Source organism: uncultured Castellaniella sp., from assembly GCF_937988725.1.
Classification (GTDB): Bacteria; Pseudomonadota; Gammaproteobacteria; order Burkholderiales; family Burkholderiaceae_B; genus Castellaniella.
In genome coordinates this window covers 196,239-217,346 of record NZ_CALKHS010000009.1, presented here as the reverse complement: position 1 = coordinate 217,346, position 21,108 = coordinate 196,239, and the positions used below count along the sequence as shown (strand labels likewise).

Sequence of the window (21,108 nt, the reverse complement as noted above, 5' to 3'; positions counted from 1 at the left end):
GTCTCCTCTTTTGCAGGGGTGGGTCAGGGGCTGTCGGTAATCGGGGAAATCGGTTCGAACAGGTCCGGGTGGGCGGCCCGGATCTGCGGCAGGTCGTGCAGGATCTCGTGCAGGTGGGCGCGGATGGCGGCTTCGGCCCGGCGGGTGTCGCCCCGGGCGATGCCGTCGACGATGGCGGTGTGCTGGGCGATCAGTTTGCCGAGATGCACCTGGTCGAAGCTCAGGAAGCGCACCCGGTCCATCTGCGCCTTGATGCCTTCCACGATCTTCCAGGCCTGGCCGATGCCCGCCGCCTCGGCCAGCGTGCGGTGAAAGCGTTCGTCCAGCGCCATGAAGTCGCCGGGGTTGCCGGCGGTGACCTGGTTCTGGCGCTGCAGCTGCCGCTGCAGTTCCCGCAGGACGGCCGGATCGCCCAGTTCGGTGACGCGCCTGACGACGTCGGCTTCGATGGCTTCGCGCACGAAGCGCGCCTCCAGGACGGCTTCCTGGGAGATCCGCCGCACCAGGGTGCCGCGCTGCGGCCGGACTTCGACCAGTCCTTCTTCGCTGAGCTTGATGAAAGCCTCGCGCACGGGCTGGCGGCTGGTGGCGAAGCTGGCGGCGCATTCCGATTCGGACAGGCGGGCGCCGGGCGGCAGCAGCCCGTGGATGATCTGTTGCCGCAAAATGCTGTGCACCTGGGGGCCGATGGCTCGGGATTGGTCGAGGGTGACGTTCTGCGGCGCGGTGACTGCGTTCATGTAAGCCTTATTGACGAGAGCGCCCATCGCTTGAAACCGTCCGTGGGGAAAGAGATGCGGGGCGTTGTATCAATTCCTGTGATTTCGGATTATCATACTTCCATACTAGTCGGTCAACATCGATAACCCTACCCACAGGAGCGATTTCCATGAAGCAGACTTGGCGCTGGTTTGGTCCCCACGATACCGTCAGCGTGGACGACATGCTGCAGGCCGGGGTCCAGGGGGTCGTGACGGCCCTGCATCACGTGCCCACGGGCGACGTCTGGTCCGTGGAGGAAATCCAGCGGCGGCAGGCGCTGGTGGCGCGGATGGCCGACGGGGCGCCGTCGGGCCTGGGCTGGGACGTGGTCGAAAGCCTGCCGGTGTCCGAAGACATCAAGAAGCAGCGCGGCGACTGGAAGACCCACATCGACCATTACAAGACCAGCCTGCGGCACCTGGCCCGGTGCGGCATCGAGGTCGTCTGCTACAACTTCATGCCGGTGCTGGACTGGACCCGCACGGACCTGGGCTGGCGCCTGCCGCACGGCGGCACCTGCATGCGCTTCGATTTCATCGATTTCGCGGCGTTCGACATCCACATCCTGCAGCGGCCGGGGGCCGCGGAATCGTTCCCCGCCGAGATCGCGGAAGCCGCCGCCGAGCGCTTCGCCGCCATGGACGCGGCGCGCCAGCGGCAACTGGCGGACAACGTCGTATTCGGCCTGCCGGGAGCCGCGGATCACATGACGCTGGCGGACGTGCGCGCGCACCTGCAGGAATACCGGCAGATCGACGCGGACCGCCTGCGCCGGCACTTCCACGATTTCCTGGAGCAGGTGGCGCCGGTGGCGCAGGACGTCGGCATCCGCCTGTGCTGCCATCCGGACGATCCGCCGCATCCCTTGCTGGGCTTGCCGCGCATCATGTCCACCGAGGCCGATTATGCGCAGTTGATGAAGGCGGTGGATCTTCCCGCCAACGGCATCACCCTGTGCGCCGGGTCCTTGGGCGCGCGGGCCGACAATGACCTGCCCGGCATGATGCGGCGCCTGGGCGACCGCGTCCATTTCCTGCACCTGCGCAATGTGCGGCGGGAAACCGGGGTGCTGTTCGGCTCCTTCCACGAGGCCGAGCACCTGGCGGGCGATACGGACATGGTGGCCCTGATCGAGGCGGCTTTGCAGGAAGAGCAGCGCCGGCGCGACGCCGGCCGGGCCGACAGCTCGATTCCCTTCCGTCCGGATCACGGGCAGGACATCCTGGACGACCTGAAGCGCAAGGCCCAGCCGGGTTACCCGGCCATCGGCCGCCTGCGGGGCCTGGCCGAATTGCGGGGCGTGGTCACGGCGCTGGAACATTCGGCCGCCCGGCGGGCGGCATGACGCCACCCCGGCTGGACGCCGCCTGGCTGGCGGCGGAGCGGCAGCGGCGGCGGGCGGATCCCGTCGCGGCCCGGGGCGGCGCAGCTTTGCCGGGCTATCGCCCGCAGGCCCATGGCGTCGGGATCGTGCACCTGGGCGCGGGCGCCTTTCACAAGGCCCACCAGGCCGTCTATACCGACGACGTCCTGGCCCGGGACGGAGGCGACTGGCGCATCCGGGGGATCAGCTTGCGGGGCGAAGCCGCCGCGCAAGCCCTGAATCCGCAGGATGGCCTGTATACCGTGCTGGTGCGCGGCGAACGGGAGCCGTCCGTGCGCGTGGTCGGCAGCATCGCGGAGGTCATCGCGGCGGTCCGGGATCCGCAGGCGGCGCGGCAGGCGCTGCTGGATCCGGCCGTCAAGGTGGTCACGCTGACGGTGACGGAAAAGGCATACGGCATCGACCGCGCCAGCGGGCGGCTGATGCGGGAACATCCCGCGGTCGCCCGGGACCTGCGGGCGCCCGACGAGCCGGTCGGCGTGCTGGGGATGCTGGTCTGGGCGCTGGGCCGGCGTCGCGCCCTGGGCGCGGCCCCCTTCACCGTCCTGTGCTGCGACAACCTGCCGGACAACGGGCATCTGCTGCGGGCCGGCGTCCTGGACATGGCGGCGGCCGTCGCGCCTGAACTGGTCCCGTGGATCGCCGAGCAGGTCGCCTTTCCGTGTTCCATGGTGGACCGGATCACGCCGGCGTCCACGGACGCCACGCTGGACGACGTCGCCCGCCTGGCGGGGTGCGAAGACCGCGCCGCGGTGGAAACCGAGCCCTTCAGCATGTGGGTGATCGAGGACCGCTTTCCGGAAGGCCGTCCCGCCTGGGAACATGCGGGCGCCCTGATGGTGGACGACGTGGCGCCCTTCGAGCGGATGAAGCTGCGCATGCTGAACGGGGCGCACTCCCTGCTGGCCTATGCGGGCCACGTGGCGGGATGGACGTACGTGCGGGAAGCCATTGCCGATCCCGATCTGTCCCGGGTGCTGCGGCGCTTGATGGATGGCGCGGCGGCCAGCCTGGAGCGCGAACCCGCGGGCCTGGCGTTGAGGGATTATGCCGACGCGCTGTGCCGGCGCTTCGCCAACCCGGCCATGGCTCATGAAACCTACCAGATCGCCATGGACGGAACGGAAAAGATTCCGCAGCGGCTGCTGGCTCCGGCCGACCGGACGCTGCTGTTGCAGGGGGATGTCCGGCCGTTCGCCTTCGCGATCGCGGCCTGGATGCGGTACTGCCTTGGCGTGACCGATGCGGGCGCGTCCTATGCGCTGCGCGATCCCCGGGAATCCGAGATTCTGGCGGTCGTGCAGGCCGGCGGCCGGGATGCCGCCGCCCTGTCGCAAGGCCTGATGGGATTGGAGGGCCTCTTCCCGGTCGGCCTGCGCGAGTCGGCCGTCTGGCGCGGTCTGGTGGCCGCTTATCTCGGCCGGATGCTGGATCGGGGAATGAGGGCCGCCTGCCGGGAACTGGCCGGCCCGGCCTGATCGCCGTCCCGGACGGCATGCGCGGGGCGGCCGCCCCGCGCGCATTCTTACTGCACCGGCGCTCCTTTCAGAATGTCCGCCACGGCGGGGAAACGATCCAGCGCGGCCTTGGGCAGCCTGGCGTCCGTGTCGGCATAGGGCGTGGCGGCGGCGTCGGCCGTGCCGACGATGATGCGTCCCACCATGCCCGCGTGTTCGTGGGGAATGCAGAAATAATCGTAGACGCCGGGAACGTCGAACGTGACGGTGAACGATTTCCCGGGCATCAGGTAGTCGGAGTTCCAGCCGGCGGCGCCTTCCGGAATGCGCCGGGGCTTGCCGTTGTCGGGGTGATAGGCCGTGGTGGTGTGCACGTTGCCCGCGTCCCGGTTCACCCAGCGGACGGTCTGTCCCGGCCGGATCAGCAGGCCGCGCGGGCGGAACCAGACTTCGGATCCGCTGGCGGTGCCTGACATGGCGATCTCGACTTCCTGGCCGGCCGCCCGCGCGCCGATCGGCAGCGTGGCGGTCAGCAGGAGGCCGCCCCCGGCGGACAGCAGCAGGCGCCGCCGGGAGTCAAAGACGCAGGTCTTCATTTGGCCACGCGGCTTTCCTGGCTGACCGGCACGTTCCACAGCACGATGTGGATGTGCGGTTCGGCGACGCCCGGGTGACCGGCGTTGTACTGGATGTCCACGTGATCGACCTTGCCGGCGGGCGCCTTCAGGTCGTGCAGGTTCATGTCGGCCTTCATGGCCGACAGCGGGATCATGTAGGTCGTGCTGACCAGCTTGCCTTTGTGGTCATACCCCAGGAAGGGGCCGGCCGGCAGGGTGGCCGGATCGACGAACAGCTGGCCCAGGCCGGGGATGAAATCCGGCAGCTTCACCAGGGAGCTGACCGCCTTGTAGGGGGTGGCGGGCGGCGCCTTCATGACGGAAGTTTCGGCGGCGAAGGCGCTGCCGGCGCCAAAGGACAGGGTCAGCGCGGCTGCGGCGGCCGTGGCGGTGAGGAACGAGCGGATCATGAGCATCTCCTGGTGAACGGTATGAGGCGACCTCCGCCTCATGTACCCATTGGATGCGGTCCGGGCGCGGCCCGTTTCATACTCTCCTGAACGCTAATCGCTCAGGCTGATCTGCTCGAAATCGTCCACCAGGATGTCCAGGCCGATTCGCCAGCGGCCGCCTTGCGGCAGGACGGGGACGGTCGCCAGCCAGCTGTGGCCGGGACCGGGCCGGGCCTCGCGCCGCAGGGCTTCGATCCCTTCGTCGGGGTTGCTCAGGCTCAGGGTCACGCCCTGCGCCGCGAAATCCCGGCCGTCGGGCTGCGTCAGCCGGATGACCCAGTCGCCCGCGCCGGGCTGGATGCTGGCCATGACGCGGGGGCTGTGCAGCATGATGGCCGGCATCGCGGCCGCGGCCGCGGCCGCGGTCTTCTGGTCCAGGCTGCGCGGGGGCGGGGTGAAGCGCCACAGGCTGAGCACGGCCAGGATCAGGATGGCCAGGCAGATCTCGGCCTGGATGACACGGCGCAACTGCCGCCGGGCGGGCAGGGAGCCTGCCTGGACCGGCGCCGTCAGACGCCAGCGGTTCCAGGCAGCCAGGCAGAGCAGCAGGGCGACCAGCCCCAGCTTGACCGCCAGCACGCGGCCGTAGGCGGTCAGCCACAGGTCGGACGGCCGCTCGAACTGCACCCAGATCAGGCACAGGCCGCTGAGCGTCAGCAGGGCGACGACCGGGGTGATCCAGCGGGAAAACAGTTGCAGCGCGGGAAACTGCGCGCCGCGCCGCGCCGCAGTCCCGGCATCGGGTGCGAGGGCCGCGCGCGCCAGTGCGCGCATCAACGGAATCAGCAGGCCGATCCAGGCGATGGCCGTGATGACGTGCAGGGCCATCGCCGGTCGGGAGAGCCAGCGGGGCGGCGCCGTTCCCGCATGTCCGCTGGCGGCCAGGGCCGCGCCCGCCAGCAGCAGCGCCAGCCCGCCGGCGGCCCGGATCCGGAAAGCCTGGCGGGAGCATAGCGCGACGGCGGCGCACAACAGGGCCAGGGCCATGCCGCCCAGCGTGATGGCGTAGGGACTGGCCAGCGCCTGGCGCCAGGCGTGCCAGTGCGCCAGGCCCGACCATGGAGCGTCCAGCAGATCCAGCCCTTGCAGCGCGAGGGCCGGCGGCAGCAGCGCCACGCCGAGGCCGAGGACGGGCAGCGCCCAGGCCTGGCGGTCCGAAGCGTCCAGGGACCGGAACAGGGCCGCGCCGAGGACGGAAAACAGGCACAGATAGCCCAGCCAGCGGCTGAGCCAGATCAGGACCGCGCGGGGTGTCGCTGCCGCGTCATCCGGCCTGCCTGCCAGAGCGGACGTCGGCTGCGCGGCGCCCGTGGCAGGCCCCACGCGGTAATCCAGCGCGCCTCCGATCGGATGGCCGTCGGCCGACACGACCCGCCAGCTGAGCAGGTAGCCGCCCGGCGCCGCGCCGGGGGGCGCGGGAATCCTCAGGGTGGCGTCCTGGTTGCTGGAGGGGTGGAGTTCCTCGGCCGCGCCCGAAGGCCCGATCAGGCGCAGCACCGTCACGCCGACCGGCTCGCTGAAATGCAGCGTCAACTGGGTCGGCGCCTGGTCCAGCACCGCGCCGGAGGCCGGTTGCGTGGACAGCAGGACGGCGTGGCTCCAAGCCTGCGGCGCCCAGGCCGCGAGGCAGAGCAGCAGGACGCGCAGGATGTTCAATGGGTATGCTGGTCGCCGTGGCGTTTTTCAGGGGCGATCAGCTTCACGCCGGGAGCCGGGCTGTCGGCGCCCTTGGCGCCGGAGGTGTCGATCCAGCGGGAGACGCCCTTCTTGCATTCCTGCACGACGGGGAAGTACAGGGTCTGGCCGGGTTTCAGGCTGGAAGCCAGGGTGGCGACGAAGGTGAATTCGTCGTAGTAGGCATCCGGCAGATCGCCGGTCCAGGCGATTTCCCGCACGCCGTGATCCACCTGGGCGCCGTGCAGGGTTTCGGGCTGGGCGTATTTGCCGTCCGTCACTTCCAGGGTCCAGCCGGCCTTGGGCTGGGGCTTGACCCCCAGCACGCCGTCGGGGATGCGGACGCGGACCCGCGTGGTGTCGGAACCCTGGCAGCCGTGGCCCACGCGCAGGACGGCCTTGTAGGGGCCGCCGACGGCGGCTTCGGGGGTTTGCAGAGTGATGTGCGCTTGGGCCAGGGGGCTCAGGCAGGCCATGGACAGCAGGCCGGCCAGCAGGGGCAGTTTCATCGTGGGCTCGTCAGGACGTGATTTGATTGAAAGTCGTTATCATTCCACGTCCGTCGGGCAAAGACAAATCGCCGGCGCCGGCGCCGCGCGCTACATGTGCGACGGCAGCCAGGTCGCCAGCGCGGGGAAGAACCACAACGCCACCAGCAGCAGCATCATCAGGCTGAAATAGGGGGCGCAGACCCGGGCGATGTAGGTGATTTCCTTGCGCGTCATGCTTTGCAGCACGAACAGGTTGAAGCCCACCGGCGGGGTGATCTGCGCGGTTTCCACCGTGATCACCAGGAAGATGCCGAACCACAGCGGGTCGATGCCCGCCGCCTGGATGATGGGCAGCACGACGCCCATGGTCAGGACGATCGTGGAGATGCCGTCCAGAAAGCAGCCCAGCACGATGTAGAACAGCCCCAGGGCGATGATCAGCATGGCGGGCGACAGCTGCAGTCCGCCGACGAATTCGGCGAGCTGGCGCGGCAGGCCGATGTAGCCCATGGACAGCGTCATGAAGGCCGCGCCGGCCAGGATCAGGGCGATCATGCAGTACAGGCGCGTGGCCCCCAGCAGCGCGTCCCGGAACGACTGCCAGGTCAGGGATTTCTGCCAGGCCGACAGCAGGAAGGCGCCCAGCACCCCGATGGCGGCGGATTCCGTGGCCGTGGCCACGCCGGTGTAGATGCTGGCGATGACGCCCAGGATCAGCAGCACCACCGGGATCAGCTGGCGCGATTCGCGCAGCTTTTCGCGCAGCCCCATCCGGGCGGCGACTTCGGGCACCTGGTCGGGATGCAGCAGCGCCCAGCCCATCAGCCAGCCGCTGAACAGCGCCGCCAGCAGCAGGCCCGGGATGATGCCGGCGATGAAGAGCTTGGCGATGGAGGTTTCCGCCGCCACGCCGTAGACGATGAGGATGATGGACGGGGGGATCAGCAGCCCCAGCGTGGCCGGTCCGCCCAGCGAGCCGATGATCTGCGCGTCGGGATAGCCGCGCTTGCGCAGTTCCGGCAGGTTCATCTTGCCCACGGTCACGCAGGTGGCCGCCGACGAGCCGCACACCGAGGCGAAGATCGTGCAGCCCAGCACATTGGTGTGCAGCAGGCGCCCGGGCAGGCGGTTCACCCAGGGCGCCAGGCCCCGGAAGAGGTTTTCCGACAGGTTCGTGCGGTACAGGATTTCGCCCATCCAGATGAACAGGGGCAGGGCGGTCAGCGTCCAGCTGCTGGAACTGCCCCAGATGGTGATGGCCATGGCGTCGCCGGCCGGGCGGGCGGAAAAGAATTCCATGCCGAACAGGGCCACGCCGGCCAGGGTCAGGCCGACCCAGACCCCGCCGCCCAGCAGGGCGAACAGGACCACGATCAGGACGATGCTGGCGGTGATCTCATTCATGGTGCAGGTCCTCGGTGGACTCGTGTTCGCGCTGGCCGCGCCATTCCAGGCAGAGTTCGTCCAGGAAGGCGATGAAGAACACCAGGGTGCCCACGGCCATCAGGGTCTGCGGGATCCACATGGGGGTGGCGTCGATGCCGGTGGACATGTCCTGGAAGACCCAGGACTGCCAGACCAGCCGCGCGGAATAGAAGGCGAGGAAGCCGGCCAGCAGGGTGGCGAGCAGCAGGGCGGCCAGTTCCAGCCCCCGGCGCCCGGACCCCCGCAGCATGCCCAGCACCAGCGTGACGCGGATGTGTTCGCCTTTCTTCAGGGTGCTGGCCAGGGCCAGGAACCCCGAGCCGGCCATCGCGTATCCGGCGTAGGAATCGACGCCGCCGACCGGAAAGCCGATCAGGCGGCCCAGGATGGTGAAGGTGACGGCGACAAGAACCAGGATCATGCATAGCCCCGCCAGCCAGGCGCTGACGTCATAGAGGCGGTCGAGCCATTTGCGCATAGGATGTCCTTGTCGTGTCAGACCTTATTTGCCGGCGCGGTAATCGGCCAGAATCCGCTTGCCGTCGTCGCCCGCCTTGGCCGTCCATTCCTGGATGACCGTATCGCCGACCTTCGCCAGCCCCGCGCGCAGTTCGGCCGAGGGTTCGACGATCTGCATGCCGCCGGCCTTCAGTTTGGCGATGGAGTCGGCGTCCACCTGGCGCGACGCTTTCCAGCCGCGTTCCTCGGCCTGGGCGGCGGCCTTCAGCACGGCGTCCTGTTCAGCCTTGGGCAGGGATTCGAAGGCCTTCTTGTTGACGACCACCGCGTTCTTGGGGATCCAGGCCTGGACGTTGGTGAAGTACTTCATGTGCTCGTAGAGCTTGTTGTCGGCGCCCGTGGCGCTGGAGGTGATCAGGCCTTCGATGACCCCGGTGGCCAGGGCCTGGGAGAGTTCGGCTTCCTGGATGGTGACGGGCTGGGCGCCGACCAGTTCGCCGATGCGGGCCGTGGTCGGGCTGTAGACGCGCCATTTCATGCCCTTCAGGTCGGCGACGGAGTTGATGGGCTTGTTGCTGTAGATGCTTTGCGGCGGCCAGGCGACGGCATACAGCAGCTTCATGCCTTGCTGATCCAGTTTCTTGACCAGGGCGGGGCGCTGCGCCTGGTAGAGCTTCCAGGCCTGGTCGTAGTTGCTGGCCAGGAAGGGCAGGCCGTCCAGCCCGAAAGGCTGCCATTCGTTCTGGAAGCTGACCATGAAGAATTCGCCCGCCTGGGCCTGCCCGCCCTGCACGGCGCGCTTGATTTCCGGCATCTTGAAGAGCGAGGCGCCCGAATGCACCGTGATCTTCAGATCGCCGTTCGTGGCGGCGGAGACGTCCTTGGAGAACTGTTCCAGGTTCTGGGAATGGAAGTTGAAGGCGGGATAGGCGGACGCCAGGTCCCATTGCGTGGCGGCGTGGGCATTGAACGCCAGGCCCAGGCCGGCAGCCAGGGTGGCGGTGAAAAAAGTGCGACGTTTCATCAGATCTCCTAGCGGGTCGTGAACGGGGAGGCAAGGCCGTGGAGAACACATGCGCCGGCGGGCCGGGTCTGATCCAGGCAATGGCCAGGGGAAACAGTAGCGCAGCTCTCGCCCGCCGACCATCAGGGTTTTCAACAATGAGAATATTCTTGTAGACGATATAGTCTTTGTTTGTTCACTCATTTGAATATGATTGTTCAATCAGGTGCGAAGGATGAACACGGCGATTCCGTCCTGTCGGCGGGACGCTTCCAGTCGGCGCGGGCTCAGTCGATCCGCCGGGCGTAGACCGACAGCACCATGCGTTCGGACTGGATCAGGTAATGTTCCAGTGTCTGGGCGGCGGCGGCCGTGTCGCCGGATTCAAACAGGTTCAACAGATGAATGTTCTGGTCCACGAAAGGCGCGTGCAGGTATTCCGGATCGTCCAGCAGGCCGAACGCCAGCCGCAGCTCGGCGGCGATGTCGGCGAACATCGCCGACAGGCGGGCGCTGTCGGCCAGGGCGACGATGCTGGCGTGAAACGCCATGTTGGCCGACCCGACTCCCAGCCAGTCGCCTGTCTCGCGCATGCGCCGGGCGGCGTCGGTGGCCTGGTTCAGGCGCTTGTGGGCCGGATGGCGCGGCCAGGCCTGGGCCAGCGCCTGACATTCGATCAGGCGGCGCACCCGGTAGATGTCGATGATGTCGGCGATGCTGGGAACGACGACCGACACGCCGCGGTTGGGCTCATGGTGCAGCAGGCCTTCCTTGACCAGGATGCGGAAAGCCTCGCGCAGGGTATTGCGCGACACCTCCAGCTGTTCGCTCAGGCTGGCTTCGGACAGGCGCTGGCCCGCATGCAGTTGGCCCTGGATCAGTTGCTGGCGCAGGTTCTCGGCGACCGTGTCGGCCAGGCTCAGGGACGGGAGGGTGCTGGGATAATGCCGGGATTGCATGAGGGCCCCTGGTTCGCCGGCTGGTTGGGCGGCGGATTGTTTTTTGGAAGGGCGGATTGCTCAACAATCCGTCGCGTTGCTTGGAATGATAAGGAAACATCATGGACTTGAACAGTGATCTGGGGGAAAGCTTCGGCGCCTGGCGCATGGGCGACGACGCCGCCATGCTCGACATCGTCACCAGCGCCAACGTCGCATGCGGCTTTCATGCCGGGGATCCCGCCGGCATTCTGGACACCCTGCGGGCCGCGGCGGCCCGGGGCGTGGTGGTGGGCGCCCACGTGGGCTATCCCGACCTGGCGGGGTTCGGCCGACGCAATATGGACCCGTCCAGCCGCGAACTGGTGGCCGACGTGATCTACCAGATCGGCGCCCTGCAGGGGCTGGCGGCCGCGGCGGGCACCCGGGTGCGCTACGTCAAGCCGCATGGCGCCCTGTACAACACCATCGCCCACGATGAGCGCCAGGCCGCCGACGTGATCACGGCGCTGCTCGGCATCGATCCGGATCTGGTCCTGATGGGGCTGGCGGGGTCCGCCATCCTGGAATGGGCGCGGGAGCGCGGCCTGCGGGTCGTGGCCGAGGCCTTCGCGGACCGGGCCTACACGCCCCAGGGCGTCCTGGTGTCGCGGCGCGAGCCCGGCGCCGTCCTGCACGATCCGGACCAGGTCGCGGACCGCATGCTCGACTGGACGCGCACGGGCGAACTGACGGCCATCGACGGGTCGCGGGTGCGGCTGCGGGCGGACTCCATCTGCGTGCATGGCGACAGCCCGGGCGCGGTGGACATGGCGCGCGCCGTGCGGACCCGCCTGGATGCCGCGGGCGTGACGTTGCGGCCCTTCGTCGAGTCGCTGGAGCATTGATGGCGGCACCGCGCTTCCTGCCGGCGGGCGACGAGGCCCTGCTGGTCGAGCTGGATTCCCTGGATGCTGTGCTGGCCTTGTTCCGGGCGGCGGAAGCCGACCGGCTGCCCGGGGTGGCGGATCTGGTGCCGGCCGCGCGCACCCTGCTGGTGGCGTTCGAGCCGGACCGGGCGCCGCCGCGGGCGGTGATCCGCTGGCTGCATCGATGCCTGCGGACGGCGGCGGGCGGCGCGGCGGCGTCGGCGGATGCCGCCGCGGGGCGGCTGGTGGACATTCCCGTGCGCTATACGGGGGCGGACCTGGACGAGGTCGCCGATCGTCTGGGGATGACGCGCGCGGAGCTCGTCGAGCGCCACACGGGCAGCGATTTCCAGGCGGCCTTCGCCGGCTTCGCGCCCGGTTTCGTGTATCTGACGGGCGGCGACGCCTGCTTTCACGGCCTGCCCCGGCGGCCCAGCCCGCGCACGCGCGTGCCGGCGGGCTCCGTGGCGGCGGCGGGGGAATTCAGCGCCGTCTATCCCTCGGACAGCCCTGGCGGCTGGCAGTTGCTGGGGATCACTCCGGTCCGCATGTGGGACCTCAGCCGGGCGGAATCGGCGCTGGTGCAGCCCGGCTGCCGGGTGCGTTTCCACGATCTGGATGCGCCGCGCGTCGCCGTCAGCCTGGCGTCGGCGCCTTCGGCGGGGCTGGCCGAAGAGCCGCCGGCGTCCGAATCGCCCGCGCGGTCCGCCGCGCCTGCCGCGAACCTGGACGCTTCCGCCGATCTGTCCGCCGCGTCGCCGGACGACGAGGCATCCGCCGTCCGGCTGGAAGTCCGGCGGGCCGGCCTTCAGACCCTGTTCCAGGACCTGGGCCGCCCCGGCTTGACGGGCATGGGGGTCTCGCGTTCAGGCGCGCTGGATCGGGCGGCGATGCGGCAGGCGAACCGCCTGGTCGGCAATGCGCCCGATGCCGCCGTGCTGGAAAACGCGCTGGGCGACCTGGAACTGGTGTGCCGGGGGCGGGCCGTGGTGGCCGTCACCGGCGCGCAGGCGCCGGTCTCCCTGACGACGGCTGCCGGTGTGCGGCTGCCCGCCGCCGCGCAGCGCGCGCTGACGATGGAAGACGGTCAGGCGCTGCGCATCGGCCGGGTTCGGGCCGGGGTGCGCTGTTACGTGGCGGTGCGGGGCGGCTGGGAGACCGAAGCCGTGTTGGGGAGCCGCGCCACCGACGTGCTGGCGGGCATCGGGCCGGCTCCGATCCGGGCCGGGGACCTGCTGGCGGCGGGGCGTTCGGCGGTGGCCGGATCGGCTGAGGCCCCCGACGCCGCAGCCGGCGGCCTGCCGGTCTCGGGCGATGACGTGACTCTGGATGTCGTTCTGGGTCCGCGCCAGGACTGGTTCGACGCCTCGGCCCGGGAACTGCTGCTGTCCCAGGCCTGGCAGGTCACGCCGCAGTCCAACCGGGTCGGCATGCGCCTGGCGGGCGCCCGGGCGCTGACGCGCAGCAGGACGCAGGAGCTGCCCAGCGAGGGCACCGTCGTCGGCGCCATCCAGGTGCCGGCCGATGGGCAGCCCGTGCTGTTCCTGGCCGATCATCCCCTGACGGGCGGCTATCCCGTGATCGCCGTGGTCCGCAGCCGGCACCTGGACCGCCTGGCGCAGATCCCCGTGGGGGCTCGGCTGCATTTCCGGGCGGGGGGTCAAAGCTGAGTGCCGGCCGGCGGCTTTGAAGGCTTCTGCCGCGGGCAGGGCTTATTTGTATATTTCCTGCGGAAATATATGGGATGTCAAATATTTCCTACAATTTTAAGAATCCCCCGCGATAAGGCGGGCGGAAACCGACACATTCCGTATTCGAGCAGGAACCCTTATGAAAGCATCATTCCTCGTCCTGGCGGCCGCCCTGGCGATGGCGGCCGGCGGCGCCGCGCAGGCCGCCGCGTCCAGCAGGCTGGACAGGATCCAGTCGACCGGCGAGATCGCCATCGGCACCCGCGACGCCGCGATTCCGTTTTCCTATCTGGACGATCATCAGAAGTCCGTCGGGTATGCCATGGACATCTGCGCCGGCATCGCCGATGCGCTGAAGAAAAAGCTGGGGTTGCCCGCCATCCGTATCAAGGAAGTGCCCGTCACCGGCTCTACGCGGATTCCCCTGATCGCCAATGGCACCATCGATCTGTCCTGCGGGCCCGACACGAACAACGTTCAGCGCCAGCAGCAGGTCGATTTCGCGCCGGCGACCTTCGTGTCGGCGACGCACTTCGCCTCGCTGAAACAATCGAATCTGCACCACCTGAGCGACTTCCGGGGCAAGACGGTGATTTCGGTGTCGGGCAGCACCAACCTGAAGTGGCTGACCGAGATCAATGCCAAAGACCGGCTGGGCATGAGGATCATCACCGCCAGCGACCACGCCGAAGCCTTCCTGGCCGTGGCCAACGGCCGCGCGTCCGCCTTCTTCATGGACGGCATCCTGCTGGCCGGCCTGGTGGCCAACGCCCATGACCCCAAGGCCTGGAGCATCAGCAAGGACGCCTATACCTTCGAACCCTACGGCATCATCGAGCCGAAGAACGATCCCCGCTTCAAGCAGGCCGTGGACGATGCCGTCAAGGCGATGATCGCGGACGGGCAGGTGGAAAAGCTCTACGTCAAATGGTTCACCCAACCCATCCCGCCCAAGGGCGTGAACCTGAACTGGCCCATGACGCCGGAACTGAAGAAGCTGCTGGCGAACCCGACCGATTCGCCGGAGCCCGAGGTGCTGAAGCAGGATTGATCCGGGCCGGTGCCAGTTCCCGGCGCGACCGGGAACCGGGCGGGCCCGGCGTCGCGCGTTTGCGCGGCCCAAACAAAAACCGCCTAGGCGTTGGACCCTAGGCGGTTTCTAACCTGTCGAGACGACAGGGTAATTCTGGCGCGGCTGGCAGGATTCGAACCCACGACCCCTTGGTTCGTAGCCAAGTACTCTATCCAACTGAGCTACAGCCGCTAAAGAGGCGTAAATATAACATGTTTTTTTGAAGCTGTCATATCACGCTGTGTTTCCAGCTATCCCAGGCGAATCAGCGTCCCGGAATCCGGGGGCAGCAGCCACGCCTGCACTGGAAGGCGCGAAATGATAGCACGAATGGAGGATTCGGGCATCAAGGCAAAGGCCGTGGACAGGGCGTCGGCCGTGGTGGCGTCGAGGGCGCGCACGCTGGCGCTGCGCCAGCGCGGCATCGCGCTGCCGGTGTGGGGGTCGAACAGATGGGTCAGCGCGCCGGAATCGTCCAGCGGCGTCCCATAGCCGCCGGAAGTCGCCAGCGCCCGGTCGTCCAGTTCGATGGTGTCCATCAGGCGCGTGCGATCGCTCGGATCGGCCAGCCCGGCGCGCCAGGGGCGGCTGGCGTCCGGCCGCCCAAGGCCGCGGGCCTCGCCCAGGTCGATCATGGCATGCTCCAGACCATTGGCGCGCAGCAGTTCCGTCACCCGGTCGGTGATGTAGCCCTGGGCGATGCCGTTCAGGGTGACTTCCATGGCGGGGCGGCGGAACCGGATCAGGTCCGGTTCGATCTGGATGGCCCGATGATCCACGTGGTTCAGGACGGGGCGCAGCGCGTCCGGGTCGAAAGCCGGCGGGCGGCGCGACAGGCCCTGCCGGACGTACCAGCGCCACAGCGGCTGCACGGTCGGGTCGAAGTAACCGTCGGTCAGGGTTGCGAAGCCGCAGGCCTCGGACATCAGGCGGCAGAGATCGGCGGGCGGCGCGTCCAGACGGCCCGCGCGGTTGAGCCGCGCCAGCGCGCTGTCGTCGCGGTAGAGACTGAAGATGCTTTCCAGCCGGTGGATCTCGCCGATGGCCAGGCGGACCAGTCTTTGCGCGTGGGCGCGGTCGGGATGCAGCAGCTGCATTTCGGCGTCGGCGCCCAGCGCGATGCCGCGCCAGACGACAGGCTCCGGCAGCTCGCCGGGGCGGGACAGGGCGGCGCGCAGCGGCGAGGCGCCCAGCAGGGCGGCGCTGGCGGCGGTGATGCCCAGGAAGCGGCGGCGGGTGGCGGTGGTCATGCGGGCTCTCCGAAGGTGACGGAATCGCGGGCGCCCGCATCGGAGGGCGTGGCGGGTTCGAGGTATCGCAGCACATAGTCTTCCGGCATGTCCCGGAACCCGACGATGCGTCCGCCGTACCGCTGCCGGTAGGCCTGGGCGTCTTCCAGGCGGGCAAAGGGCAGGGCGTCGGGCGCGCCCATCCCGCCGACCGTCCGGCTTTCGATCAGGAAGTGCGCGCGGCGCGCGTCGATCCAGGCGTCCATCGGAGGGTTGCCCTTGCTGTCCGCCTGCCCCATGTCCTGGACGTAGATCGCCAGAATGGTCTTGGGCTCCTCGGGCAGCAGCGTGTAGGCGAAGACCTCCCGGATGGTGGAAAACCAGACGGCGGCGTCCCGGTCGCGCAGAAGGATCTGGCCCTTGGGGCCGACGTGTTCGTAGAGATTCATGCCGCAATAGTGGCCGATGGCCTGTTCGTTCATCGTATGGGGGGGCGGGAGCGGGCCGGAATCGGCGCCGCCCGCGCCGCAGGCGCCCAGCAGCAGGGCCAGCGCGACGCCGCCCAGCAGACGCCGGCTGCGGCGGCCGAGGGACATGGCGGTCGTCGTCATAGCGCCCTCCGGTTGAATGCGCGCGTCGCCAGCGCCAGCGGGATGACGATCCACAGTACCTGGGCCAGCAGCAGCGTCGAGGGCGACAACGTCGCCTGGCCGCTCAGTCCCGCCATGCCGGAAAACAGGGCGATGTTCTCGTGGCCGGTGAGATTGAGCAGGCGGTAGACGTCGGTCGGATTGAACAGCAGGATCGTGTTCAGAATGGGCGCGGTGATCGTGCGTCCCTGGTCGAGCACCAGCACGCCCAGCAGGCCCATGTCGTAGATCACCACCAGGAACAGCCAGACGCCGATGGCGAGGCCGGCGGCGGTCTGGCGTTCCTGGACCAGGGCGCTGATCAGGTAGCCCAGCGAAAGGAAGGCGGCGCCCAGCAGGATGCTGGCGGCGATCAGCAGGGCGAACGGGCCCCAGGCCGCCGGATCCAGGCCGCCGAAGACCAGTTGCAGCGCCAGGCCGGCCAGGCCGTAGCCGGCGCCGATGGCCAGCGCCAGGATCGCCAGGTGGCCGCAGAACTTGCCCGCCATGACTTGAGAGCGCGAGACCGGATGGCTCAACAGCAGGTTCATGGTGCCCCGGTCGATTTCGCCGACGATGGCGTCATAGGACAGCAGCATGGCGATCAGCGGCACCAGGAAGATCGACAGGCTCGACAGGCTGACGACCGTCACGGTCAGGGGGTCGACCTTGACGCTGCCGGTGGGCGCGCTGCCCAGAAACCCCAGCGACAGAGCCAGCATGGCCAGCAGCAGCGCGATGGCCAGCACCCAGCGGTTGCGCAGTCCGTCGCGGATTTCCTTCTGGATCAGGGTCAGGGTCGGGTTCATGCGTCCTCCCGGCGTAGAAAGTGCGCGTACATCTCGTCCAGCCCGGGGTGTTCCAGTTCGATGTCGCAGACGTGGGGCAGCGCCTGGGCATCGCGCAGCCGGTGCAGTTTCTCGGATTCGGGGCAGCTCAGTTCCAGGCGGCGCGCGCCGATGCGCCGCCAGCCTTCGGGGATCCGGATGGGCTCTTCGTCCAGCGTCAGACGGATGCGCGCCGGCAGGCCAGCATCCCGCCGCAGATCGCTCAGACTGCCATCCGCGGTCTTGCGCCCCTTTTGCATCACGATGACGCGGTCGGCGTGGCCCTCGAGTTCGGCCAGCGCGTGAGTGGACAGCAGGATGGCGGCGCCGGTGTCGCGCAACTCGCGCACGATGTCGTAGAACAGCAGGCGCGAGGCCGGATCCAGGCCCGTCGTGGGCTCGTCCAGCAACAGGATGCGCGGCTTGCCCAGCAGGGCCTGCGCCAGGGCCAGTCGTTGCCGCATGCCCTTGGAATAGCCGCCCACCCGCCGGCCGGCGGCCTCGGCGATGCCCACCCGGGCCAGCAGCGCCGCGTTGCCCTGGGTGGACAGGCCTTTCAGGCGCGCGTAGAAGGCCAGGGTTTCGGATCCCGTCAGCGAGGGGTGCAGCGCCACGGTTTCCGGCAGGTAGCCGATCTGGCGGCGGCCGCGGACGGCGGCGGGGCTGGCGGCCAGGTCGCCCAGCACGCGCACGGTGCCCGATTCCGGTCTGATCAGGCCCAGGATCAGCTTGATCAGCGTGCTTTTGCCGGCGCCGTTGTGGCCGGCCAGGATGACGCATTCACCGGGTTCCAGATACAGGCTGACGTCGTCCACGGCGCGCTGGGCGCCGTAGCGCTTGGTCACGCGGCGCAGGTCGATGGGCGAAGCTGTCACGGTCATGGCAAGGCCTCGTAGTGTTTCCAGGCGGGTGAAACAGGGGGCGCCATCAAGGGCGCGCTGTCGATCACGCCGCCGGGCAGGATGGCGGGAAACTGCGATTGGGCCCAGCGCACGATGGTGACGGCCGGGCTGTTGAGCAGCAGGCGCGCATTGGGCGCCCGCCAGATGACCTGATCGATCAGGCCGTTGGGGCGATAGGCGGTGTCGCCGATGCCGTCGCCGTCCAGGTCGAAGGCCGACAGGTCGGACCAGTAGTTGCCGCGTCCGTCCAGCGACCACTCCAGGTAGCGGGTGCCGACGTACTTGACCTGATTCTGGTTCTGGATGAAGGCGTTGCCGTGGATGCGGTTGCCCTCGGATCCGGTGTAGTGCACGCCGATGCCGCAGTCCTGGAATCGGTTGTCGGCCAGTTCGTTGAGGTTGGCGTTGTAGACGAAGACGCATTTTTCCGCATCGACGACCACATTGCCCTGGATGCGGGAATCGTCCGTGGCGTTGAGCATCAGACCCTGGTGCGCGCTGCGCACGGCGATGTTGTCGCGCACCGTCAGGCGGCGGGAGAACATGATCGCGTAGCCGATGTCGTTGTCGCGAGAGACGTTGCCGCTGACCTCGCTGTCGTTGGTGTACATGTAGTGCACGGCGTAGCGCAGATGGTGGAAGACGTTGCCGCTGAAGACGTTTTCCCGGCTGTTGTTGGAGAAAATGCCGTCGCGGCCTTCGGAAATGTCGTTGCCCGCGACTTTCGATCCGGGGGCGTTCCAGACCGTGACGCCGTTGCCGCGTTCATTGACGCGCAAGCCCGTATTGCCCACGATGCGGTTGTTTTCCACCAGGGCATCGCGGGCGCCCCACAGGTAGACGCCCACGGAATTGTCCAGGATGTCGTTGTCGGCGATGCGCGCGCGCGCGGCGGTCTTGTCCAGGAAGACGCCGGCGTCCATGTCCGGCAGGCTCAGGCCCGAGTGGCGGATGCTCAGGCGCCTGAGCGTGACGTCGGCCGCCCGCACCCAGATCGTCCTGCCCTTGCGTTCGCCCAGGATGCGGGCGTCGCGCCCGGGCGGGCCTTCCAGCGTCAGAGGTTTGTCGATCACCAGATTGCCCGGGTAGTCGCCCGGCGCCAGGCGCAGCACGTCGCCGGGAGCGGCGGCCGCGATCGCATCCTGCAGGCGGGCGCCGGCGGGAATGTCGACGGTCGCCGCCCCCGCCGTCGTCCACGCGGCGGCGAGGATCAGCCCGGCCGCCCGGGCCGCGTCGACACGCAGGGCGGTGACGCGTCGCATGGCATCAGGCCTTCTTCGGCTTGACGTACATCTGGCCCGACATTTCCATGTGCAGCGCATGGCAGAACCACTGGCAGTAGTACCAGTGCACGCCGGGACGCGAGGCCGTGAACGTCACCGACGAGGTGGCCTGGGGTCCGATTTCCATGGCGATGCCGTAGCCCGTCAGCGTGAAGCCGTGCGTCAGGTCCTCGATGCGCTCCATGTTGGTGACGACCACCGTGACCTCGTCGCCCTCGTTCACCTCGAAGCTGGGCAGGCTGAAGACCGGAGCGACGGCAACCATGTACACGCGCACCTTGTTGCCGTCGCGGATGACGTTGGACGCGGATTCCAGCGTCACGCCGTCCTTGGCCGCCATCTGGCGGGCATCTTCCCACATGGGGTCGTTGCGGTCCCAGATGTGTTTGGGGCGGACCTTGGAGCGGTGGACCAGCAGCATGTCGTGCGGCTCGGCGAAACTGGGGCCGTCGTGCACCAGCTTCATCTCGTCGCCGGAAATGTCGATCAACTGGTCGTTTTCCGGTTTCAGCGGGCCGACGTTCAGGAATCGGTCCTTGGAGAACTTGTTCAGCGACACCAGCCACTTGCCATCGGCTTCCTTGGTTTCGCCCATGGTGGTGTGGTTGTGGCCGGGCTGGTAGTGCACGTCCAGCTTCTGGATGATGGGGTCGACCTTTTCGCCCTGATAGGCTTTCTTCGCCTTCTCGATGTTCCATTTGCACATCTGGCTGTCGATGAACAGCGTGGTGTAGGCGTTGCCGCGGCCGTCGAAGGCCGTATGCAGCGGCCCCAGGCCCAGCTGGGGTTCGGCCACGACCACGTCGCGTTCCTTGATCTTGTCGTCGAACAGATCGTCGAGTTTGCGCACGTCGATCACCGTGACCGTGGGCGAGAGCTTGCCGTTGAAGACGACGTGGATGCCGTCGGGCGCGGCGTTGCAGCCGTGCGGCGAATTGGGCACCGGGATGTAGCGCGTGTACTTGGAACCCTTGCGTCCGTCGATGACGGGCACGCCGTTCATTTCTTTGAAGTCGCCTTTCTTGACGGCTTCCTCGATGCGCTTGATGTTGAACACCACCGCCCAGTCCTGCTCGTTGGCCGACATTTCCGTGACGGACAGGCCTTTTTCGGAGTTGTAGCAGGTGGCGAAGGAATACTTGCCCTGGTAGTCGGCGTCACCATTGTCCAGGTTGCCGTCCACCAGCACCTGCCAGGCCACCTTCATGGTGTCCCCGTCCACGGCGGTGTAGATCGCCCAGAAGTTCTTCTTGGGATCGTCCATGACCGTGCCGTCGTTGGGCAGCGGCACGATGTGCTCGCCGTTGCAGAAGACGTAGCCGGTCTTCGGATAGCGCTGCGGACGCAGGCCGTGGATGCCGTCGGCATTGGGGATCTCAAGGATCTTGTCCGTCTTCATCACGTCGCAGCGGATGCGCGCCACGCGGGTGTTGGCCTTGTCGTTGATGAAGATGTAGCGTCCGTCGTAGGTGCCGTCCGTGAAGGACATGTGGGGGTGGTGGGCGTCGCCGTTGGGCAGCACGCCGCCGATGGATTCGGCGAACGCCCTGGTGGCCGGCGTCAGGCCGTCGGACAGGATCTTGCGGCTTTCGTTGGTGCGGCCCCAGCCTGTGGCGCTGCACATGTTGAAGACAGGAATACGCATCAGTTCGCGCATGGACGGCAGGCCCAGGATGCGCACTTCGCCCGACTGGCCGCCGGAATTGAAGGCGTAGTATTCGTCGAGCTCGCCGGGGGCGACGTCGATGCTCTGGTGGCCTTTTTTCGGGTCGTCCTTGGCGTTGGCGCCCAGGTGGGTGGCTCCGACGGCGGCTGCGCCGGTGATGGCGGCGGTGCCGAGGAACTTGCGTCGGCTCAGGCCTGTCTTGTCGTTGCGGTGGTCGGACATGGGCTTCTCCCAGGAGT

General features: G+C 68.2%; 20 protein-coding genes and 1 tRNA gene. 5 read left to right on the top strand and 16 right to left on the bottom strand.

Annotated features, from left to right (window positions below; genetic code table 11):
• Positions 1 to 23: 23 nt before the first annotated feature.
• Positions 24 to 740, bottom strand: a complete 717-nt coding sequence (locus Q0263_RS08495; RefSeq protein ID WP_298015293.1) for a GntR family transcriptional regulator — start codon at positions 738 to 740, stop codon at positions 24 to 26.
• Positions 741 to 889: 149 nt separating this feature from the next.
• Between Q0263_RS08495 and uxuA the strand changes: the two genes are divergently transcribed.
• Positions 890 to 2,107 carry a mannonate dehydratase gene (uxuA, locus tag Q0263_RS08490; protein ID WP_298015291.1) on the top strand — a complete coding sequence of 406 codons (1,218 nt, stop codon included), beginning with the start codon at positions 890 to 892 and terminating at the stop codon, positions 2,105 to 2,107.
• Positions 2,104 to 3,624 (top strand): mannitol dehydrogenase family protein, encoded by a 1,521-nt coding sequence (locus tag Q0263_RS08485; protein WP_298015289.1) that lies wholly within the window; start codon positions 2,104 to 2,106, stop codon positions 3,622 to 3,624. The genes uxuA and Q0263_RS08485 overlap by 4 nt, the downstream gene beginning before the upstream one ends.
• Positions 3,625 to 3,671: 47 nt before the next feature.
• On the opposite strand, the gene Q0263_RS08480 is transcribed toward Q0263_RS08485, so the two are convergent.
• From Q0263_RS08480 to Q0263_RS08445, 8 genes are all read right to left on the bottom strand, one after another.
• Positions 3,672 to 4,199, bottom strand: coding sequence for a plastocyanin/azurin family copper-binding protein (locus tag Q0263_RS08480; protein ID WP_298015287.1), 528 nt, complete (start codon positions 4,197 to 4,199; stop codon positions 3,672 to 3,674).
• Positions 4,196 to 4,630 carry a DUF5602 domain-containing protein gene (locus tag Q0263_RS08475; protein WP_298015285.1) on the bottom strand — a complete coding sequence of 145 codons (435 nt, stop codon included), beginning with the start codon at positions 4,628 to 4,630 and terminating at the stop codon, positions 4,196 to 4,198. Before Q0263_RS08475 ends, Q0263_RS08480 begins: the two co-directional genes overlap by 4 nt.
• A gap of 93 nt (positions 4,631 to 4,723) precedes the next feature.
• Positions 4,724 to 6,328, bottom strand: a complete 1,605-nt coding sequence (locus Q0263_RS08470) for a CopD family protein (RefSeq protein WP_298015283.1) — start codon at positions 6,326 to 6,328, stop codon at positions 4,724 to 4,726.
• Positions 6,325 to 6,855: a YcnI family protein gene (locus tag Q0263_RS08465; RefSeq protein WP_298015282.1), complete on the bottom strand. Its 531-nt coding sequence runs from the start codon at positions 6,853 to 6,855 to the stop codon at positions 6,325 to 6,327. The genes Q0263_RS08470 and Q0263_RS08465 overlap by 4 nt, the downstream gene beginning before the upstream one ends.
• 90 nt (positions 6,856 to 6,945) lie before the next feature.
• The gene (locus tag Q0263_RS08460) at positions 6,946 to 8,241 is read right to left on the bottom strand and encodes a TRAP transporter large permease subunit (protein ID WP_298015280.1); all 1,296 of its coding nucleotides are present in this window, start codon (positions 8,239 to 8,241) and stop codon (positions 6,946 to 6,948) included.
• Positions 8,234 to 8,740 carry a TRAP transporter small permease gene (locus tag Q0263_RS08455; RefSeq protein WP_298015278.1) on the bottom strand — a complete coding sequence of 169 codons (507 nt, stop codon included), beginning with the start codon at positions 8,738 to 8,740 and terminating at the stop codon, positions 8,234 to 8,236. Before Q0263_RS08455 ends, Q0263_RS08460 begins: the two co-directional genes overlap by 8 nt.
• Positions 8,741 to 8,764: 24 nt before the next feature.
• Positions 8,765 to 9,745, bottom strand: coding sequence for a TRAP transporter substrate-binding protein (locus Q0263_RS08450; protein WP_298015277.1), 981 nt, complete (start codon positions 9,743 to 9,745; stop codon positions 8,765 to 8,767).
• A gap of 266 nt (positions 9,746 to 10,011) precedes the next feature.
• Positions 10,012 to 10,683 carry a GntR family transcriptional regulator gene (locus Q0263_RS08445; RefSeq protein ID WP_298015275.1) on the bottom strand — a complete coding sequence of 224 codons (672 nt, stop codon included), beginning with the start codon at positions 10,681 to 10,683 and terminating at the stop codon, positions 10,012 to 10,014.
• Between the two features lie 101 nt (positions 10,684 to 10,784).
• On the opposite strand from Q0263_RS08445, the gene Q0263_RS08440 reads away from it, so the two are divergent.
• The 3 genes from Q0263_RS08440 (at position 10,785) to Q0263_RS08430 (ending at position 14,312) form a co-directional block, all read left to right on the top strand.
• The gene (locus tag Q0263_RS08440) at positions 10,785 to 11,549 is read left to right on the top strand and encodes a 5-oxoprolinase subunit PxpA (RefSeq protein WP_298015273.1); all 765 of its coding nucleotides are present in this window, start codon (positions 10,785 to 10,787) and stop codon (positions 11,547 to 11,549) included.
• Complete coding sequence (locus Q0263_RS08435) at positions 11,549 to 13,240, top strand: 5-oxoprolinase/urea amidolyase family protein (protein ID WP_298015272.1); 1,692 nt, start codon at positions 11,549 to 11,551, stop codon at positions 13,238 to 13,240. The genes Q0263_RS08440 and Q0263_RS08435 overlap by 1 nt, the downstream gene beginning before the upstream one ends.
• 160 nt (positions 13,241 to 13,400) lie before the next feature.
• Entirely contained in the window at positions 13,401 to 14,312 is a 912-nt protein-coding gene (locus Q0263_RS08430; RefSeq protein ID WP_298015270.1) for an amino acid ABC transporter substrate-binding protein, read from the top strand.
• Between the two features lie 136 nt (positions 14,313 to 14,448).
• On the opposite strand, the gene Q0263_RS08425 is transcribed toward Q0263_RS08430, so the two are convergent.
• The 7 genes from Q0263_RS08425 to nosZ form a co-directional block, all read right to left on the bottom strand.
• Positions 14,449 to 14,525, bottom strand: a tRNA-Arg gene (locus tag Q0263_RS08425).
• A 59-nt stretch (positions 14,526 to 14,584) separates the two neighbouring features.
• Positions 14,585 to 15,583: an FAD:protein FMN transferase gene (locus Q0263_RS08420; RefSeq protein WP_298015268.1), complete on the bottom strand. Its 999-nt coding sequence runs from the start codon at positions 15,581 to 15,583 to the stop codon at positions 14,585 to 14,587.
• Positions 15,580 to 16,173: a nitrous oxide reductase accessory protein NosL gene (locus Q0263_RS08415; RefSeq protein WP_298015266.1), complete on the bottom strand. Its 594-nt coding sequence runs from the start codon at positions 16,171 to 16,173 to the stop codon at positions 15,580 to 15,582. Before Q0263_RS08415 ends, Q0263_RS08420 begins: the two co-directional genes overlap by 4 nt.
• Positions 16,170 to 17,000, bottom strand: coding sequence for an ABC transporter permease (locus tag Q0263_RS08410; RefSeq protein ID WP_298015264.1), 831 nt, complete (start codon positions 16,998 to 17,000; stop codon positions 16,170 to 16,172). The genes Q0263_RS08415 and Q0263_RS08410 overlap by 4 nt, the downstream gene beginning before the upstream one ends.
• Positions 16,997 to 17,899: an ABC transporter ATP-binding protein gene (locus tag Q0263_RS08405; protein WP_298015262.1), complete on the bottom strand. Its 903-nt coding sequence runs from the start codon at positions 17,897 to 17,899 to the stop codon at positions 16,997 to 16,999. Before Q0263_RS08405 ends, Q0263_RS08410 begins: the two co-directional genes overlap by 4 nt.
• A complete protein-coding gene (locus tag Q0263_RS08400) occupies positions 17,896 to 19,182 on the bottom strand; it encodes a nitrous oxide reductase family maturation protein NosD (protein WP_298015260.1) in 1,287 nt (428 codons plus the stop codon). Before Q0263_RS08400 ends, Q0263_RS08405 begins: the two co-directional genes overlap by 4 nt.
• A gap of 4 nt (positions 19,183 to 19,186) precedes the next feature.
• Positions 19,187 to 21,091, bottom strand: a complete 1,905-nt coding sequence (gene nosZ / locus Q0263_RS08395; RefSeq protein WP_298015258.1) for a TAT-dependent nitrous-oxide reductase — start codon at positions 21,089 to 21,091, stop codon at positions 19,187 to 19,189.
• Positions 21,092 to 21,108 lie beyond the last annotated feature (17 nt).

What these genes read in the sequence shown, in the direction of transcription:
- uxuA (WP_298015291.1), top strand. Translation starts at nt 890, where the DNA reads ATGAAGCAGACTTGGCGCTGGTTTGGTCCCCACGATACCGTCAGCGTG.
- Q0263_RS08475 (WP_298015285.1), bottom strand. Translation starts at nt 4,630, where the DNA reads ATGATCCGCTCGTTCCTCACCGCCACGGCCGCCGCAGCCGCGCTGACC.
- Q0263_RS08460 (WP_298015280.1), bottom strand. Translation starts at nt 8,241, where the DNA reads ATGAATGAGATCACCGCCAGCATCGTCCTGATCGTGGTCCTGTTCGCC.
- Q0263_RS08410 (WP_298015264.1), bottom strand. Translation starts at nt 17,000, where the DNA reads ATGAACCCGACCCTGACCCTGATCCAGAAGGAAATCCGCGACGGACTG.
- Q0263_RS08415 (WP_298015266.1), bottom strand. Translation starts at nt 16,173, where the DNA reads ATGACGACGACCGCCATGTCCCTCGGCCGCCGCAGCCGGCGTCTGCTG.
- Q0263_RS08400 (WP_298015260.1), bottom strand. Translation starts at nt 19,182, where the DNA reads ATGCGACGCGTCACCGCCCTGCGTGTCGACGCGGCCCGGGCGGCCGGG.
- Q0263_RS08485 (WP_298015289.1), top strand. Translation starts at nt 2,104, where the DNA reads ATGACGCCACCCCGGCTGGACGCCGCCTGGCTGGCGGCGGAGCGGCAG.
- Q0263_RS08435 (WP_298015272.1), top strand. Translation starts at nt 11,549, where the DNA reads ATGGCGGCACCGCGCTTCCTGCCGGCGGGCGACGAGGCCCTGCTGGTC.
- Q0263_RS08405 (WP_298015262.1), bottom strand. Translation starts at nt 17,899, where the DNA reads ATGACCGTGACAGCTTCGCCCATCGACCTGCGCCGCGTGACCAAGCGC.
- Q0263_RS08440 (WP_298015273.1), top strand. Translation starts at nt 10,785, where the DNA reads ATGGACTTGAACAGTGATCTGGGGGAAAGCTTCGGCGCCTGGCGCATG.
- Q0263_RS08420 (WP_298015268.1), bottom strand. Translation starts at nt 15,583, where the DNA reads ATGACCACCGCCACCCGCCGCCGCTTCCTGGGCATCACCGCCGCCAGC.
- Q0263_RS08450 (WP_298015277.1), bottom strand. Translation starts at nt 9,745, where the DNA reads ATGAAACGTCGCACTTTTTTCACCGCCACCCTGGCTGCCGGCCTGGGC.
- Q0263_RS08455 (WP_298015278.1), bottom strand. Translation starts at nt 8,740, where the DNA reads ATGCGCAAATGGCTCGACCGCCTCTATGACGTCAGCGCCTGGCTGGCG.
- Q0263_RS08430 (WP_298015270.1), top strand. Translation starts at nt 13,401, where the DNA reads ATGAAAGCATCATTCCTCGTCCTGGCGGCCGCCCTGGCGATGGCGGCC.
- Q0263_RS08495 (WP_298015293.1), bottom strand. Translation starts at nt 740, where the DNA reads ATGAACGCAGTCACCGCGCCGCAGAACGTCACCCTCGACCAATCCCGA.
- Q0263_RS08445 (WP_298015275.1), bottom strand. Translation starts at nt 10,683, where the DNA reads ATGCAATCCCGGCATTATCCCAGCACCCTCCCGTCCCTGAGCCTGGCC.
- Q0263_RS08480 (WP_298015287.1), bottom strand. Translation starts at nt 4,199, where the DNA reads ATGAAGACCTGCGTCTTTGACTCCCGGCGGCGCCTGCTGCTGTCCGCC.
- nosZ (WP_298015258.1), bottom strand. Translation starts at nt 21,091, where the DNA reads ATGTCCGACCACCGCAACGACAAGACAGGCCTGAGCCGACGCAAGTTC.
- Q0263_RS08465 (WP_298015282.1), bottom strand. Translation starts at nt 6,855, where the DNA reads ATGAAACTGCCCCTGCTGGCCGGCCTGCTGTCCATGGCCTGCCTGAGC.